At 69.2% G+C, this 14,540-nt stretch carries 13 protein-coding genes; 6 read left to right on the top strand and 7 right to left on the bottom strand.

Features of this window, described 5'->3' with window-relative positions; genetic code table 11:
- Positions 1-74: 74 nt before the first annotated feature.
- Together R3I40_RS09285 and R3I40_RS09280 are read right to left on the bottom strand one after the other, a co-directional pair.
- On the bottom strand, positions 75-473 hold the full coding sequence (locus R3I40_RS09285; RefSeq protein ID WP_239376726.1) for a hypothetical protein: 399 nt from the start codon (positions 471-473) through the stop codon (positions 75-77).
- Between the two features lie 243 nt (positions 474-716).
- Positions 717-1,145, bottom strand: a complete 429-nt coding sequence (locus R3I40_RS09280; RefSeq protein WP_396349469.1) for a hypothetical protein — start codon at positions 1,143-1,145, stop codon at positions 717-719.
- Between the two features lie 454 nt (positions 1,146-1,599).
- Between R3I40_RS09280 and R3I40_RS09275 the strand changes: the two genes are divergently transcribed.
- Positions 1,600-2,571 carry a L,D-transpeptidase family protein gene (locus R3I40_RS09275; RefSeq protein ID WP_285262305.1) on the top strand — a complete coding sequence of 324 codons (972 nt, stop codon included), beginning with the start codon at positions 1,600-1,602 and terminating at the stop codon, positions 2,569-2,571.
- Positions 2,572-2,926: 355 nt separating this feature from the next.
- Here the strand turns inward: R3I40_RS09275 and R3I40_RS09270 are convergent, their stop codons facing one another.
- Positions 2,927-4,507 carry a DUF1846 domain-containing protein gene (locus R3I40_RS09270; protein ID WP_285262304.1) on the bottom strand — a complete coding sequence of 527 codons (1,581 nt, stop codon included), beginning with the start codon at positions 4,505-4,507 and terminating at the stop codon, positions 2,927-2,929.
- Positions 4,508-4,761: 254 nt separating this feature from the next.
- Here R3I40_RS09270 and ptsP point away from each other — a divergent pair, with 254 nt between their 5' ends.
- Complete coding sequence (gene ptsP, locus R3I40_RS09265; RefSeq protein WP_285262303.1) at positions 4,762-6,480, top strand: phosphoenolpyruvate--protein phosphotransferase; 1,719 nt, start codon at positions 4,762-4,764, stop codon at positions 6,478-6,480.
- 329 nt (positions 6,481-6,809) lie between these two features.
- Here the strand turns inward: ptsP and R3I40_RS09260 are convergent, their stop codons facing one another.
- From R3I40_RS09260 to R3I40_RS09245, 4 genes are all read right to left on the bottom strand, one after another.
- On the bottom strand, positions 6,810-7,082 hold the full coding sequence (locus R3I40_RS09260) for an HPr family phosphocarrier protein (protein WP_183376807.1): 273 nt from the start codon (positions 7,080-7,082) through the stop codon (positions 6,810-6,812).
- 86 nt (positions 7,083-7,168) lie between these two features.
- The gene (locus R3I40_RS09255) at positions 7,169-8,323 is read right to left on the bottom strand and encodes a mannitol-1-phosphate 5-dehydrogenase (RefSeq protein ID WP_183376808.1); all 1,155 of its coding nucleotides are present in this window, start codon (positions 8,321-8,323) and stop codon (positions 7,169-7,171) included.
- 152 nt (positions 8,324-8,475) lie between these two features.
- A complete protein-coding gene (locus R3I40_RS09250; RefSeq protein WP_285262302.1) occupies positions 8,476-10,665 on the bottom strand; it encodes a PTS sugar transporter subunit IIA in 2,190 nt (729 codons plus the stop codon).
- Positions 10,666-10,749: 84 nt separating this feature from the next.
- Positions 10,750-11,307, bottom strand: a complete 558-nt coding sequence (locus R3I40_RS09245) for a GtrA family protein (protein ID WP_285262301.1) — start codon at positions 11,305-11,307, stop codon at positions 10,750-10,752.
- Between the two features lie 87 nt (positions 11,308-11,394).
- On the opposite strand from R3I40_RS09245, the gene R3I40_RS09240 reads away from it, so the two are divergent.
- The 4 genes from R3I40_RS09240 (at position 11,395) to R3I40_RS09225 (ending at position 14,537) form a co-directional block, all read left to right on the top strand.
- Positions 11,395-12,207, top strand: coding sequence for an ABC transporter ATP-binding protein (locus R3I40_RS09240; RefSeq protein ID WP_285262300.1), 813 nt, complete (start codon positions 11,395-11,397; stop codon positions 12,205-12,207).
- Complete coding sequence (locus R3I40_RS09235; RefSeq protein WP_183376811.1) at positions 12,204-12,851, top strand: ABC transporter permease; 648 nt, start codon at positions 12,204-12,206, stop codon at positions 12,849-12,851. Before R3I40_RS09240 ends, R3I40_RS09235 begins: the two co-directional genes overlap by 4 nt.
- Positions 12,848-13,510 (top strand): ABC transporter permease, encoded by a 663-nt coding sequence (locus R3I40_RS09230; RefSeq protein ID WP_183376813.1) that lies wholly within the window; start codon positions 12,848-12,850, stop codon positions 13,508-13,510. Before R3I40_RS09235 ends, R3I40_RS09230 begins: the two co-directional genes overlap by 4 nt.
- An 82-nt stretch (positions 13,511-13,592) precedes the next feature.
- Positions 13,593-14,537, top strand: coding sequence for an ABC transporter substrate-binding protein (locus R3I40_RS09225; protein ID WP_259923671.1), 945 nt, complete (start codon positions 13,593-13,595; stop codon positions 14,535-14,537).
- The last annotated feature ends 3 nt before the right edge of the window (positions 14,538-14,540 follow it).

Here is a 14,540-nt window from a genome sequence, read left to right as displayed (position 1 = left end):
CCAGCAGAGCGGATCTACAGCGCGCTCATCTGGGACAACACCTCCGCCCGAGAGGATCTGCCTGCCGGGGTGCGCTAGCACGCAGCCTTCAACGGGCTTCGGCAGCTGGGCGCCGGTGCCCTGCAGCCCTCCGGCGACCGGATGGCCAGCGTCTCCACAGCAGTCACATCTCGAGCCGGGTCAAAGGTTGCGGGCAGCCACTCGATCGACTGCTCGGAAGCGGCAATAGTGCGTTGACGTAGCCGGTCGAGTCGTTCGGCCAGTGACCTAAATACAGGGTGATCATCGGTGCCATTGCCGGACTTGGTCGTGCGCTTCTTCAAGCGTTCGGCGATCGAGTCGACGATTTCCTCGGCGGTTGTGCCGTTGGCGTTCTCGACTTCGTCGTCGATTCTTTCCTCGAGGAGCTTCGCTGCGGTGTCGGCATCGGTCGCGATGACCTCGTGTGCGCGTGTCACGGCAACGTCGCTCATGTGTTCGTGGACAAGTCCAACAGTTTTGGTGCCCAGTCGGGCCCACAGAAGGTCGTCACTACCTCGAGAAGGCTGAATCGAAGGGTAGACCTGCGAGACGAAGCGGTATGCCGCTCGGTGCGGAGCCAAGTCTGCATGAGGTGCGGTGGCCTCCCAGATCCCTTGAAGCATCTGGTAGCCGGCGGCAAAGTCCTCTCCAGGTTCCTGGTCGGGGGCTGGTGCATGGATAGGTGAGAGTGTGTCTCACGCCGCGTGTGCGGTCGTGGGGGCCACGAGCATCTCGTACTCGACCGGGGGCAACCGACCCAGCCGGTCCTGCCGGCTGAGGGCGTCTTGGAACAAGTTCGAGCGGAACTGCGAGCCGCGGTTGGGGTGCACCACGCACCCGGCCATGGAGTACCCCACGATCCGCCCGGGGTAGAGGTGTTTGTTGGCGCAGAGGTAGAGCTTGCCCTCGCCCGTGGGGTGCTCGGTGGTGTCGGTCAGCCAGAGCTGGTTCAGTCCTTGGGCGGTGAACTGGCGCTTGACACGGTCATCGTGCACGGGCGGGCCGGGCCGGCGACCGTTCTTGCCTCGCTTGGTCCCGAACGCTGAGTGCCACCCGTTGGCCTGGCAGAGCCGCCAGGCGGTCCGGGTGGCCATGGGTTCCCCGGCGTTCTCGGCCTTCGTCACGCAGCAGCCGGTACCTGAAACCGCGGCCGAGCACCGCATGCGAGACAAGCACAATCGCAGCCACAAGCCTTCTCACGTGAACTCTCATCATGGCCGAACCTCGGCCCCGGGGAACGGGCCGCCTGCTGCACACCAGTTCAGCAGTCATCGCATTTCGCGAGCAGCCCTGGCGGCCCGTCGTCCGCCCAGCCGACACCTGGGACCTGTACTGCGCCCACGCCCGCGCTGAGCCCCAGGTTTCCACCAGTGAAAGAAGTGGGGACGGGTACCCATGTCGCCAGACTTGCGCTATGAGGACACTCGGGGCTTTACTAGGTCTTGACGAAGCAATTGCTATTCATTGGCAACTGTTTCGCGACCGCATCGTCGGCAAAGCGCCGACGGCCACCGCCCAGACGGAACACCCCACACAGCACGGGGATACCCATCGGGCATTGCACTATGGGGGACCACAATGCATACCGAACGCACAGCCGGCGCATCCGTCGCCGCAGACACCACTACTCGCATCGGCCGCCGCGGCCTCATCGCCGGAGCCGGCGCAGTCGGCACAGCCGCCGCTCTCACCGCCTTCACAGTCCCAGCGATCGCCGCACGACCCACACTGCGCCTCGGCAGCCGCGGCGCTGCGGTCAAAGACCTGCAGAACCGCCTGCGCCAGGTCACTAGCTGGCGCGGCGCCGCCGACGGCGTGTTCGGAAAGGGCACCCGTTCCGGCGTCATCGCCTTCCAGAAGTCCAAGCGCCTCGCAGCCGACGGTGTCGTCGGCGCGAAGACATGGGCCGCCCTCGATGCTGCGACCACCGAGCCCGCTCCCGGCGGCAACCGCCCCACCCTCCGCAAGGGCTCCAGCGGTGCCGCTGTGAAGCAGCTGCAGTCCCGACTCAATGCCACCACCTACTGGGCCGGCAGCGCGGACGGCAAGTTCGGCGGAACCACCCTTCAGGCCGTCTACGCGCTGCAGAAAGCCGCCGGCCTCAAGCCGGACGGCGTCGTCGGCGCCAAGACCTGGGCCGCTCTCGACCGAGGCGTGAAGCCCCGCCCCACCGTCACGTCCGGCACTGCCTTCGAGGTCGACCTCGGCAAGCAGCTGCTGTACTGCATCTCCGGCGGCGTCCTGAAGTTCACCCTCAACACCTCGACCGGCAGCGGCGAGCGATACTACTCCGGCGGCCGCTGGAAGCGCGCCACCACGCCCCGCGGAAAGTTCCGCATCTACCGCCGCCACACCAAGGGCTGGCAGACAGGCCCGCTCGGCAACATGTACCGCCCCGCGTACTACGACCGCGGCTGGGCGATCCACGGATCCAACAGCATCCCGCCCTACCCGGCATCGCACGGCTGCTCCCGCATCAGCACTGCAGCCGCCGACATGCTCTGGGCGCGCAGCTGGTTCGTGAACGGCCGCGTGGTCGTCGTTCGCTGAGACACCAAGCCTCGGGCGCCGCTGAGCGGTGAGACTCCCGGGACCCGTCGGCTGCCCTCCCGGCCGACGGATGCCGCCCCCGAAGGCGCAGACTGCTCCACCGTGGTCTGCGCCTTCGCTGTGCGCGGCGGTCGGAAAGCGCGGAGCGGCGGATGGGGTGCCGCCGGCGGGAAGGGGTGCCGCTGGCGGATGGGGATGCGGCTGGCGAATGAGGGGCGCAGCAGGCGGCTCGGAGCGAGGAGAGTGCGGCCTGGTGGGGTGCAGGAACGTGCGTGCTTTCCGGGGCGGCGCTGGTTGATGGCGCGGCAACCAGGACGGGCAGAAGCGCAGAACCCGTTGGCCCCGGAAACGCCACTCAGCGCTTCTGGAACATCCGCCGCACCTGGTACTCCGGTTCGCTCGTCACCTCAATGCCGAGGGAGCGGAAGATGCCCTCATCGACCGTTCCGAGGATCGTGGTGGTGTGCACATCGCAGCCGCGCAGGGACCGCAGCTGCTCCAGGGCCCGGCGCGCCCGCTCATCCGTGGACGCCGAGCTCGACAGCGCGATCAGCACCTCGTCGGTGTGCAGGCGCGGATTGCGGGAACCGAGGTGGTCCACCTTCAGCGACTGGATCGGGCGGATCGCATCCGGGTGCAGCAGCAGCGCCTTCTTCTCAATCCCCGCCAGATGCTTCAGCGCATTCAGCAGTATCGCGGCGCTGGAGCCGAGCAGTTCGGTGGTCTTGCCGGTGATGATGGTGCCGTCGGCGAGCTGGATCGCCGACGCGGGCCCCTTCGTCCGCCGCGCCACGTCCAGCGCCGGCTGCACCACCGGCCGGTCCGTGCGCGACACCCCCACCTTGCGCATGATGATCGCGATCTTGTCCGACTCATCCGAGTCCTCCTCCGCGCGGCGCTCCGCCACCAGGGCCTTGAAGAACCGGCGGATCACCTCCTGGCGGCCCGCCTCCCGGCACACCTCGTCATCACTGATGCAGGAGCCGACCATGTTCACCCCCATGTCCGTAGGGGACTGGTACGGGGAGGAGCCGAGCATCTGCTCCAGCAGCACCTTCAGCAGCGGGAACACTTCCACGTCGCGGTTGTAGTTCACCGCGAGCTCGTCGTACGCGGCGAGGTGGAACGGGTCGATCATGTTGACGTCGTCGAGGTCCGCGGTCGCCGCCTCGTACGCCAGGTTCACCGGGTGGTCCAGCGGCAGGTTCCAGATCGGGAACGTCTCGAACTTCGCATAGCCCGCGGGGATGCCGTTGCGGTTGTCGTGGTAGATCTGCGAGAGACAGGTGGCGAGCTTGCCCGACCCGGGACCGGGGGCTGTCACCACGATGACGTCGCGGGACGTGCGCACCCAGTCGTTGCGCCCCAGCCCCTTCTCCGAGACCACAGTCTCCGTATCCGCGGGGTAGCCCTCGATGGTGCGGTGCCGCGCCACGCTCAGGCCCAGGCGCTCCAGGCGCCGCTTGAACGCCCGCGCCGCCTGGTTGCCGTCCTCCATCTGCGTGAGCACGATGTTCTGCACGAGGAACCCGCGCTCACGGAACACGTCCACCAGGCGCAGGGACTCCTCCTCGTAGGAGATGCCGAGATCGGCGCGGATCTTGTTGCGCTCCAGGTCCTTCGCGTTGATCGCGATGAGGATCTCGATCTCGTCCCGCAGCTCCTCCAGCATCACGATCTTGTTGTCCGGGGTGAAGCCGGGCAGCACGCGGGAGGCGTGCATGTCGTCGAACAGCTTGCCGCCCATCTCCAGGTACAGCTTGCCGCCGATCTCAGCGCGGCGCTGCGCGATGTGCTCGGACTGCATCGCAATGTACTTCTCCCGGTCGAAGCCGACCTGGTGCCCGCTCGGGGCCTGCGGAGCGTCGGCCTGCGGAGCGTCGGCCGGCGGCAGGGGGCCGGACGAGGCGGGGGAATGCTGCGAAGCAGTGGTCATGGCGCGGAATCCTTCTCTCGAGGGCGGTCATCCCGGCGGGCCGCCGGGCCCGCTCGGGCGGAGGACGAGAACTCCGACGTGTCGAAGGTGCCTCGCACAACGATACAGGCCGCAGTCCCTGGAACGCGGGAACCCGTCGGCCCCGCTCGGGCCCGTGCCGGGCGCCGCAGCGCGGGACGTTCGCCACAGATTCCCCCAGAGTCCGCCCATAGGATGGGGCGGTCCTCACCGACCCGAGACCCAAGAGGTGGACCGTGACCGAATTCCGTGGAGCAGCTGTCAGCCCCGGCCGCGTGGTCGATGTTGTCAAGGTGATGGCCGCGCCGATCGCCGCGCCCAGCGCTGACGAGCGCCTCGCCGACGGCGCCGACCTCGAGGCGGAGATCGCCCGGATCCCGTCGGCCGCCGCAGCGGTCCGCACCGCCCTCGAAGAGCGCGCCTCCCGCGCCACCGGGGACGCCAAGGGAGTCCTCGAAGCCACCGCACAGATGGCCGCCGACCCCACCCTCACCACCACCGCCGAGGGCCTCATCCGCAGCGAGCGCCGCACCGCCGAACGCGCCGTGTGGGAGGCCGGCGACCAGGTCGCGGACATGCTCGAAGGCCTCGGCGGCTACATGGCCGAGCGCGCCGCCGACGTCAAGGACGTCCGCGCCCGCATCGTCGCCGAACTGCGCGGCGAACAGGCACCCGGCATCCCCGACTGCGACACCCCGTTCGTGCTCGCCGCCGTGGACCTCGCCCCCGCCGACACCGCCACCCTCGACCCCGCGGTGGTCACCGCCCTCATCACCTCCGACGGCGGCCCCCAGTCCCACACCGCCATCCTCGCCCGCCAGCTCGGCCTGCCCGCCGTGGTCGCAGCGAAGGGCGTGGACCAGCTGACCAGCGGCACCGAAGTGTTCGTCGACGGCGGCACCGGCATCATCACCGATCACGTCACCGACCGCGAACGCGACCTCGCCGCAGCCTGGGCCGACCTCCAGGCCAACCCCCTCACCTACGACGGCGGCGGCGCAGTCCTCAAGGACGGCGTGCGCATCCCGCTGCTCGCCAACATCGGAGGCGCCGCCGACGCTGCCGCCGCTGCGGAGGCGAACGCCGACGGCGTGGGCCTGTTCCGCACCGAATTCCTGTTCCTCGACCGCGACGACGAACCCACCGTGGAGGAGCAGACCGAGGCGTACGCCGCGGTGCTGCGCCACTTCGACGGCAAGAAGGTCACCATCCGCACCATCGATGCCGGTGCCGACAAGCCGCTGCCGTTCCTCACCGACGAGGACGAGCCGAACCCCGCGCTCGGCATCCGCGCCTACCGCACCTCCTGGGAGAAGCGGTCCGTGCTGGAGAACCAGCTCGAAGCCATCAAGCGCGCCACCGAGACCACCAGCGCCGAACCGTGGGTGATGGCGCCGATGATCTCCACCCTCGAGGACACCGAGGACTTCATGCAGATGGCCCGTGCCGCCGGCATCGAGAAGGCCGGGATCATGGTGGAGACGCCCAGCGCCGCCCTCACCTCCGACCATCTCCTCGCCGCCTGTGACTTCGCGTCCATCGGCACCAACGACCTCACCCAGTACACGATGGCCGCCGACCGCATGCTCGGCGCCCTCGCCAAGCTCAACGACCCCTGGCAGCCCGCCGTCCTCGCCCTCGTGGGCGCGACCGCGACAGGTGCCCGCCGCGCCGGCGGCGACCCCGATGCTGTGGGCGCCGACGTCAACAAACCCGTGGGTGTGTGCGGCGAATCCGCCGGCGACCCGGCGCTCGCGGTGGTGCTCGTGGGCCTCGGAGTGAACTCCCTGTCGATGACGCCGCGTCTGCTGCCTGCGGTGGCGCGGGTGCTGTCCGAGGTGACGATGGAGGAGGCGCGCGAGCTGGCGCTCACGGCTGTGTCCGCGCCGACGGCGGCTGACGCGAAGGCCGCGGTGCGCGCGAAGCTGCCGGTGCTGGATCAGCTGGGGCTCTGAGGGGGTCTCGGCCAGGTCGTTCCAGGCCCGGCTCGTCCCCGTCCCGGCTCGTCCCCGTCCCGGAACTTCCGGTGAATGATCCACCGCTGGAGCCGCTTTTGGGTGGATGATTCGCCGCTAGTTCGGGATAGCTGCGCGAGGGGTGCGTGTTCGGATCGCTGCGGAGGCATGACAGCGCCCCGCTGCTCGGCGAGAGCAACGGGGCGCAGTCAAGGATGATGCGTCTGGACGCCGGGGCGTGGGTGATGCGCCGAGTCAGCACACGCACAGTGCATCAGGGCAGACACGCGTATTTCACCCGGGGAGACCCACAGCGCATCCGGGGAGGCTCAGCCTTCGGCGTCGAGGTCCTTCTCGAGCAGCTCGGCGAGGGCGTTGACCGATTCCTCGGCGCCGTCGCCCTCAGCGCGGAGGGTCACCTCGTCGCCGTGGCCGGCGCCGAGGGTCATGAGCATGAGGATCGAGGAGGCGTCGATGGCGGAGCCGCCGGCCTTCTCAATGGTGACCTTGGCGGGCTGCTCGCCGGCGGCCTTCGAGAAGATCGCTGCCGGGCGCGCATGCAGGCCCGAAGCGGATGCGACTTTCACGGTACGTTCTGCCATGGGAGTTCTCCCTCTTTCCTGTGTTGAAGATCAGTGCCCTGATTCTATCGGGCAACGGTCTGGGGACGCTGAGCGCGAACCTCGATTCAGGCGCGGCGGTCCTGCTCCTCCGCCACGATCCGCTCCAGCGACGCGAACAGCGGGTGCCCCGGCTCAACCCCGGTGATCTCCTGGACGAGATCACCGGCTTCCCGGCCGCTGTTCAGCAGATCCTGCAGCTGCTGCACCTCTGCGTCACCCGAATCGGGGGTGAAGCGCAGCGCTGCACGGAATGCGTCCAGCAGGCTGCCGTGGTCGAAGCCGCGCTCCGCGAGCTCCGCCGCCGGGCCGATGATGCGGTCGTGGCGGCTGAGCTTGCGCATCGGGGAGCGGCCGACGCGCTCCGAGGAGTCCTCCAGGTGCGGGTTCGCAAAGCGGTCCAGGATCTTCTCGATGTACGCCTGCTGCGTTTCGATCGCGAAGCCGTGCTTGGCGACCAGCAGCGCCGCGGTCTCGTTCAGCACGGACAGCACGTGGGCGCTGACGGCGCGGTCGGCGATGGCGTCGGAGATGACGCTGTAGCCTTCGCTCCAGCCGTACCACGCGGTGCAGGCATGGCCCGTGTTGACGGTGAACAGCTTGCGCTCGATGTACGGTTCGAGGTCGTCCACCCAGGTGATGCCGGGGATGTCGGGGACGTCGCCGCCGAACGGGCCGCGCTCCACCGCCCATTCGTGGAACACCTCGACCGTGACGTCGAGGCCGGAGCCCTCCGGCTGGTTCGGGACGATGCGGTCCACGGCGGTGTTGGCGAAGAAGGCGCGTTCGTCGAGGTCGTCGCCCGCGTAGTTCTTCCGGACCTCCGTCTCGAGGATGTCGGTGGCGTTGATGGCGTTCTCACAGGCCATGACGGCGACGCGGGGGGAGCCGGCGGGCCGGGCGGCGATGCCGGCGGCGATCGCGGGCGCGACGAACTTCAGGATCGGGGCGCCGACCGCGGTGGTGATGATCTCGGCGCCGGCGATCTCCTCGGTGAGCTTCTCGGGGTCCTTCGCGGAGTTGACGGCGCTGTAGCCGTCGACCGTGAACTCGCCGGAGCCGGTGCCGACGGTGCGGACGGTGTAGCTGGGGTGTTCGTTGAGGGAGTCGATGAGGGCGTCGGCGACGTCGGCGAAGACGACGTGGTACCCGGCCTGGTGCAGCAGCAGCCCCACGAATCCGCGGCCGATGTTGCCCGCTCCGAAGTGGACGGTTCTCTTCATGTCTGCCTCAATCCCGCCCCGTCGCGGGGCGCGTCGTCTCTCGCGCGGCGGCCCTACGGGCGCCACGTCCAGTGTATGGGGGATGGGCGGGCGCCGACTCAGGCTCAGGTCCCGGTCCGCGCCCGCCCATCCGTGCCGGCTGCGCCGACGGCTCAGTCGGTCCCGAAGATAGCGAGGATCTCCTCCTCGGTCTCGGCGGCGCGCAGGCGCTCCACCTGGGCCGGGTCGCTGAACACCATCGCCACGTTCTGCAACAGGGTCAGGTGCTCATCGCCTTGGCCGGCGATCGCGACCGCAAACTCGACCTCCTGGCCGTTCCAGTCGACGGGCTGGTCGTAGCGGACCAGGCTCATCGCGGAGCGGCGGATGGACTTCTTCGCCTCGTTCGTGCCGTGCGGGATCGCCAGGCCGTTGCCCATGAACGTGGACACGGACTTCTCCCGCTCGTGCATGGCGTCGACGTAGTCGGGGTCGACCGCGCCGGCCTCCACCAGCAGGCGGCCCGATTCGGTGATCGCCTCTTCGGCGGTGGTGGCGGTGCCGTGCAGGGTGATGGAGCGCGCCGCCATGATCGGCTCGCCGGCGCCCTCCTCGGTGCTGCCCGCGGCATCGGCGCTCTGGTCGACTTCGCCAACCGCTGTGGATCCGTCGGCCGCGGCGGCCCGCTCCGCGGCGGGCGCGGCAGATGCCTCTGCGGGTGCGGCGGCGGGCGCGTCGGCGGGTGCGGGGCCGACGGGTTCCGGGTCGGCCTCGCCGGCCTCCCGGCGCTTCAGCAGGTCCACGATCTCCTCGTAGCGCGGGGAGTTCATGAAGTTGTCCACCGCCACGTGGATCGCGCCCGCGGTCGGGGCGTAGGCGCGCTGGGCGAGGTCGCGGTGCGTGACCACGAGGTCCCATTCGTCGGTCAGGTTCGAGATGGCGCGGTTGACCACCTCCACGTCCTTGAACCCGGCGGCGCGGACCTTCTTGCGCAGCACCGACGCGCCCATGGCGGAGGAGCCCATGCCGGCGTCGCACGCGAACACGATGCGGCGGATGTCGTCCGGGTGGTCGGCGGCGATCGCACGCAGCTCCTGATCGGACTCGGCGATGCCGCGACCGCCTGCAGCGCCGGCCCCGGCCGCGCCGGCGGCACCGGCGGCAGCGGTGGACCCGTCGGCCCCCGTGAGCGCACCGGCGACCGACGACTTCTTCCCCTTCATCGACTCCATCTTCGCGGTCGCGCCGGCGAGGTCGTCATCGGTGCGGCGCGACAGCTTCAGCAGCAGCGACGCGATCGCGAACGACACCGCGGTCGCCACCAGGATCGACAGCAGGATCTTCACGTGGTCGCCGCGCGCGGACTGCGCCATGATCGCCAGCACCGACCCGGGCGCCGCCGGCGCCACCAGGCCCGTGCCGAGCATGACGTTCACCAGCACACCGGACATGCCGCCGGCGATGACCGCGAGGATCAGCTGCGGGCGCATCAGCACGTACGGGAAGTAGATCTCGTGCACACCGCCGAGGAAGTGGATCACGGCGGCGCCCGGTGCGGAGGCCTTCGCGGCGCGCGCCCCGAAGAACGTGAACGCCAGCAGGATGCCGAGGCCCGGACCGGGGTTCGCCTCCAGCAGGAACAGGATCGACTTGCCGGTCTGCGACGACTCACCGGTGCCCAGCGGCGTCAGCACACCGTGGTTGATGGCGTTGTTGAGGAAGAAGATCTTCGCCGGTTCGATCAGGATCGACACCAGCGGCAGCAGGCCCGCATTGATCAGCCAGGCGACGCCGTCGGACAGCAGCGCCATCAGCCAGTTGACGATCGGGGCGAGGCCGAAGAAGCCCGCGAGGGCCAGCAGGAAGCCGACGATGCCGGCGCTGAACAGGTTCACCAGCATTTCGAAGCCCGCCGGGATCCGCTCCTCCCACAGGCGGTCCAGCTTCTTCATCACCCACGCCGCCAGCGGCGCCATCATCATCGCGCCGATGAACATGTGGATCTGCCCGAGCGGCTCACCGCCCGGGTCGGCGGCGTTGATCTGGTCGATCAGGTAGTCGGAGCCGGTGATGACGCCCATGGTGGCGATGACGGCGACCACGCCGCCGCGCTCGCCGTACACCATGCGGCCGCCGGTGTTCGCGATCATCAGCGGCAGCAGGTAGTGGATCATGGGGCCGATCAGGCCCGCGAGGCCCTCGTGCGGCAGGTATCCGGCCGGCATGAACAGCGCGGTGATGATGCCCCATGCGATCAGAGCCGGCAGGTTCGGCATCACCATGGTGGACAGGCTGGTGCCGATCTTCTGGATCGCCACACGTGGGGAGAAGGATGGGGACGTGGTCTCGTCAGTGGCAGTCATGACGACTCCGTTTCTGTGGGGGTGCGGCTCAGTCTACGCGCCGGGCGGCCCCTCTCCGGGGGCCGCGGGTCCCGCCGGAGCGGGTCAGCGCTTCGGGAACACGACCCGCCCGTACATGACGTACCGGAACGCCGTGGAGACGATCTGCCCGATGAACGTGCCGGAGAGGTTGTCCGCCAGCGCCGAATCCAGCCCCAGCACGTACCGGGAGAAGCCGAGGCACCCCAGCTGCAGACCGGACGCCGCCACGTTGACCAGGGCGAACACCACGATGGAGCGCCAGGTGCGGGGCGCGGGCCGGTCGTTGAACGTCCACAGGCGGTTGCCGAGGTAGGTGAGGACCGAGGCGAACGCGATCGTCACGGTCTTCGCAACGAGCGGCACGTGGTTCAGGACGCCGCGCGATCCCGCGCCGAAGCCGTGCGCGGGATCCCAGAACACGAGGACGTTGTAGAGGGCGGCGTCGATGAAGAACACCAGCCCGCCCACGGTCAGGAACTTCAGCGCCTGCCGCAGCCGGGCAGCGCGGGTGGCCGCGGGCGCGGGCGCGGCGTCGGGGGAGGCCGACGGGTGCGCGCCCGGGTTGGGCGCCGGGGACTGCTGGCCGACGGGGGCGTCGGATCGTGGGGTTCTCGAGGGCACGCAAGGAGGGTAGTCGATGAAGAAGAACCTGCGGACAGCCGCGAGTCGGGCCGCGTAGCCTGGTGGGCACCCGCTGTGAGGAGAGGCATGATCTCGTTCGACAACGTCACCAAGGAGTACCCCGACGGCACTGTCGCCGTCAGGGAGTTCTCCCACCGGATCGACTCCCGCGCAGCGTGCGCGTTCGTCGGCACCTCCGGGTCCGGCAAGACCACCCTGCTGCGCATGGTGAACCGCATGGTCGATCCGACCAGCGGGAGCGTCCTCGTGGACGGCGAGGACGTCGCCGCCATGGACCCGGTGAAGCTGCGCCGCCGCATCGGCTACGTCATGCAGGCCTCCGGCCTGCTGCCGCACCGCACCGTGCAGCACAACATCGCCACGGTCCTCTTGCTCAACGGCATGGACCGCCGCCAGGCGCGCTCGCGGGCACTGGAGATGATGGAACTTGTGGGGCTGGATACGTCGCTGGCGAAGCGCTACCCGGCGCAGCTGTCCGGCGGGCAGCAGCAGCGTGTGGGTGTGGCCCGGGCGCTCGCCCCGGACCCGAATATCCTGCTGATGGATGAGCCGTTCGGTGCGGTGGACCCGATCGTGCGGCGCGAACTGCAGCACGAGATGACCCGCATCCAGTCGGAGCTGGCGAAGACGATCATCTTCGTCACCCACGACATCGACGAAGCGATGCTGATCGGCGACTCCGTGGTGCTGCTGCGCACCGGGGGTGAGATCGCGCAGGCGGGACCGCCGGAGGAGCTGCTGACGAACCCGGCGGACGAGTTCACCGCGGACTTCGTGGGCGGCGGCTCCCACGAACGCGAACTGACCGCGAAGACCGTCAACGGCCGCACCCTCCTGTTCGATGCGGACGGCAAACCGGCTGGGGTGCTGCGCGGATGAGCTGGATCAGCGCCAACGCCTCCACGATCATGGAGCGGTTCGTCGACCACCTGGTGCTGTCGCTGCCGCCGATCCTGCTGGCGTTCCTGCTGGCGCTGCCGCTGGCGCGCCTGGCCGTGCGGTTCCGGCCGCTGCGCACCCCGATCACGCTGGGGTCCGCGCTGCTGTATGCGATCCCGTCCCTGCCGCTGTTCATCATCATGCCGCTGATCACCGGCATCGAACTGCGCAGCGCCACCAACGTCATCATCGCCCTCACCCTGTACGGCCTGGCGCTCATGGTGCCGGTGGCGGCCGACGCGTTCACCGCCGTGGACCGGGACGTGCTGCAGTCCGCAACGGCGCAGGGCTTCGCCCCGATGCACCGGTTCCTCGCCGTGGAGCTGCCTCTGGCCGGGCCGGCGCTGGTGGCGGGCCTGCGGGTGGTGGCGGTGTCCACGGTGTCGCTGGCGACCGTCGGCGCTGTGCTCGGCGTGCCCAGCCTCGGGTCTCTGTTCACGCAGGGCTTCGAGCGGAACATCATGCCGTCGATCGTGGCGGGCATCGTGATCACGGCGCTGTTGGCGGTGCTGCTGGACCAGCTGATCGTGCTGATCGGCCGCGTGCTGATGCCGTGGACCCGCGGGGCGGGGGTGCGCGCATGATCACCGAGACCCTCACGTGGCTCACCGACCCGATCAACGTCACGGGGCCGACGGGCTGGCTGCAGCTCATCGGGCAGCACCTGATGTACACGATCATCACCCTCGCGATCGCGGCGGCGATCGCCCTGCCGATCGGCCTCTACGTGGGGCACACGGGGCGCCTGAGGTCCGCGGCGGTGCTCGCCACGGGCCTGACGCGCGCACTGCCGACGCTCGGCCTGCTCACCCTGTTCGCGCTGCTGGCCGGCATCGGCCTGGTGGCGCCGGTGATCGCACTGGTGGTGCTGGCGGTGCCGTCGATCCTCGCCGGCGCCTATTCCGGTCTCGAATCCGTGCCGCGCTCCACGATCGATGGGGCCCGCGCGCAGGGGATGACGGAGATGCAGATCCTCACCCAGGTGGAGGTCCCCCTCGGCATCGAACTGATCATCGGCGGTCTGCGCTCCGCGTTCATGCAGGTCCTTGCCACCGCGATGCTCGCCGCGTATGTGGGCAACGGCGGCCTGGGGAAGCTGATCTTCCTCGGCATGAAGACCGAGGACTACCCGGTCATGCTCGCCGGCAGCCTGCTGGTGATCGTGCTGGCGATCCTGTGCGATGTCATCCTCGCGCTGGTCCAGCGCGCCGCCCGACCCAAGGGCATCGCCCGCACCGCCTGAGGTCGCCGAACCCGTCGGCCCCCTGTCCACCCGCCCGTTACTGTCTCCACCACCCGTCCCCCCCTCGAAAGGACCCCTGATCATGGAACCTCGCTTCACCCGCCGCGGCCTCGGCGCCGCCGCCCTCGCAGGAACCGCTGCTGCTGCTCTCGCCGCCTGTGGCGCCGGCAGTGACCCCCTGAAGGACAAGGACTCCTCCGGTGGCTCCGGCGGCGGTGACGCGAAGGTGGGCAAGGTTGTGCGCATCGGCAGCCAGGACTACTACTCGAACGAAGTGATCGCCGAACTGTTCGCCCTCGTCATCGAGAAGGCGGGCGGCACCGTGGACCGCCAGTACCGGATCGGTCAGCGCGAGGTGTACATGTCGGAGATCGAGGCGGGGAAGATCGACCTGTTCCCGGAGTACCTCGGCAACACCCTGCAGTACTTCCAGAAGGACGCGACCGCGAAAACGGCGGAGGAGATCCACAAGGCACTCGGTGAGTCCATGCCGAAGGGCTGGGAGGCGCTGGCGTTCGCGGAGGCCGCCGATCAGGACTCCATCAACACGACCGCTGAGTTCGCGAAGGAGCATTCGCTCAAGCAGCTGGGCGACCTCGCCGGCATCAAGGATCTGAAGGTCGCCGCGAACAGCGAGTTCGAGGCGCGCCCGTACGGGCCGAAGGGTCTGAAGAAGGTGTACGGCGCGGACGTGTCCGTGGTGGGCGTGGAGGACTCCGGCGGCCCCCTCACCGTGAAGGCACTGCTGGACGGCGATGTGCAGCTCGCCGACATCTACTCCGCGGACCCGGCGATCAAGAAGAACGGCTTCGTGACGCTGGAGGACCCGAAGAGCCTGATCCTGCCGCAGAACGTGGTGCCGCTGGCGAAGAGCGCCCTGGAGGACGCGCACAAGAAGGCGGTGGAGGGCGTGATCGCGAAGCTCACCACCGATGAGCTGATCGCCCTGAACACGGACAGCGTGGATTCGGGGGCGAAGGCGTCGGCCGTGGCGGAGAAGTGGCTGAAGAAGCAGGGGCTGCTCTGAGCC

This window comes from Helcobacillus massiliensis, assembly GCF_033106145.1.
GTDB lineage: Bacteria > Actinomycetota > Actinomycetes > Actinomycetales > Dermabacteraceae > Helcobacillus > Helcobacillus massiliensis.
This window is presented reverse-complemented; position numbering and strand designations above follow the sequence as displayed.

Coding starts and splice junctions, on each gene's coding strand:
- R3I40_RS09240 (WP_285262300.1), top strand. CDS start 11,395: ATGATCTCGTTCGACAACGTCACCAAGGAGTACCCCGACGGCACTGTC.
- R3I40_RS09230 (WP_183376813.1), top strand. CDS start 12,848: ATGATCACCGAGACCCTCACGTGGCTCACCGACCCGATCAACGTCACG.
- R3I40_RS09275 (WP_285262305.1), top strand. CDS start 1,600: ATGCATACCGAACGCACAGCCGGCGCATCCGTCGCCGCAGACACCACT.
- R3I40_RS09225 (WP_259923671.1), top strand. CDS start 13,593: ATGGAACCTCGCTTCACCCGCCGCGGCCTCGGCGCCGCCGCCCTCGCA.
- R3I40_RS09250 (WP_285262302.1), bottom strand. CDS start 10,665: ATGACTGCCACTGACGAGACCACGTCCCCATCCTTCTCCCCACGTGTG.
- R3I40_RS09270 (WP_285262304.1), bottom strand. CDS start 4,507: ATGACCACTGCTTCGCAGCATTCCCCCGCCTCGTCCGGCCCCCTGCCG.
- R3I40_RS09260 (WP_183376807.1), bottom strand. CDS start 7,082: ATGGCAGAACGTACCGTGAAAGTCGCATCCGCTTCGGGCCTGCATGCG.
- R3I40_RS09235 (WP_183376811.1), top strand. CDS start 12,204: ATGAGCTGGATCAGCGCCAACGCCTCCACGATCATGGAGCGGTTCGTC.
- R3I40_RS09255 (WP_183376808.1), bottom strand. CDS start 8,323: ATGAAGAGAACCGTCCACTTCGGAGCGGGCAACATCGGCCGCGGATTC.
- R3I40_RS09285 (WP_239376726.1), bottom strand. CDS start 473: ATGAGCGACGTTGCCGTGACACGCGCACACGAGGTCATCGCGACCGAT.